The sequence below is a fragment of the Aeromonas sp. QDB68 genome, assembly GCF_027707405.1.
GTDB classification, from domain to species: Bacteria; Pseudomonadota; Gammaproteobacteria; order Enterobacterales; family Aeromonadaceae; genus Aeromonas; species Aeromonas caviae.
Map to the genome: position 1 here is coordinate 1 of NZ_JAPCIQ010000206.1, position 1,444 is coordinate 1,444.

Sequence of the window (1,444 nt, forward strand, 5' to 3'; positions counted from 1 at the left end):
TTTGAATACTATCTTTTGGATAGAAAGCTTCTTCTTGTTAATGAAAGTCGCAATGGATTCAAGTTTCTGACCAATACGATAGAAGGTAGAACTTTCTAACCTATCGTGTGCTTCAGCCTCTGCTACTTTGAAGTCATAAGTAGTCAGATTACTTGCTGTAATATTCCTTTTTAGCATCGCATTATCTAAATACCGATATGCAACAATATAGAAATTGAGTGTCCCTACATCTTTCGCCTTCTCAATTTGCAATGCTGAGATATGACATTTAGCGATATCAGATAGATCAAGATTGTGAAACGGCTTTATGTCATTATATGATGACTTAACTTTTTTTCCGAGCTTGTTATCTCTGCTAAAATTGACTGATATATTATATCCAGATTTTCTAGCTTGAGTCTTACAAATACCTTTAGCATCCCAGCTAATGTCATCCCATTCCCAACTTTCTATTTTTGCAAAGGGAGTGTTTTTTTTGTAAAAGTGAACCAATTGTGCCAGATTGCTATCAGAATCCACACCAATTGACGGTAATAATTGTAGGCTGGTATTCATAGTTCACCCCGATCAAACATGTCAGCAAACTTGCGAGCAGCTAAAAAATCTTTATGTTGTAGAATATTTATGGCGTGAGCATCACCAAATACTTCTTTTATTTCTTCTACCATCGTATCTACAACTTCCTTATGGTCAACGTCTTCAAAGGCTTCTAGAGAAGAACAGTTGTAACAAGAAAGTGGGGGTTGAAGAGAACATGGGGTTGTGCTACCACAGCTACCAATTTTAACAAGATTTAAATTTTTCGATGGGGCGAAAATTCCTTGTCCTCTCTGAGAGGCATAATCGGGCGTAACAACTTTACCTGCAAATACATCGATTATGTCGATGGCCTGACTTCGCAGTATATCATCTAGTTTTTTAGCAACGTTATGCGATTGTCTATAATAAACGTCTAGCTGTTGTAAATCACTATGATCCATTAGTTCTGCAACAACAGTCATAGGAGTGCCCTTGGCGATTAGCCGCGAGCAGAAGGTTTTACGAAGTCTACGGTTGGTTACCTTGAAGTCCAATCCAACAGCCATTCTGAACTGATTGGTGATGTATGTTATCTTGGTTATCTTTACTTGCTGCTTAACTAATTCATCTCTAAGACTGTAATACTCTGAGATTACAGGCCAATCATCAGTGATTTTTGTACCTAGTATATCTTCGTAACGTGATTTCATTGATGAAATTAGTTTTGCAAGTGTTTTTGTTATGGGGCGAATTTTATAAACGTTATTATTGGTCCTCCCTCTTTGTTTTGCCCTTAAAACTTTTAGGGTATGTACACCTTTGTCAGAGATTTGCAAGTCGGAGAACTTTAGTCTCATCACCTGGATATTTCTCATGCCAAGAACTTGGGCACATTTTAGTGACACCAATCCCTGTAACTCATGGG

1 protein-coding gene and 1 pseudogene are annotated in these 1,444 nt (G+C 37.5%); both read right to left on the reverse strand.

Going from position 1 to position 1,444, the window contains the following annotated elements:
- Positions 1-555 (reverse strand): annotated as a pseudogene (locus tag PG892_RS22230) (hypothetical protein); the annotation flags it as partial.
- Positions 552-1,444: site-specific integrase (locus tag PG892_RS22235; protein ID WP_270825900.1), on the reverse strand; the 893-nt coding region annotated here is incomplete at its 5' end. The pseudogene PG892_RS22230 and the gene PG892_RS22235, both read right to left, overlap by 4 nt.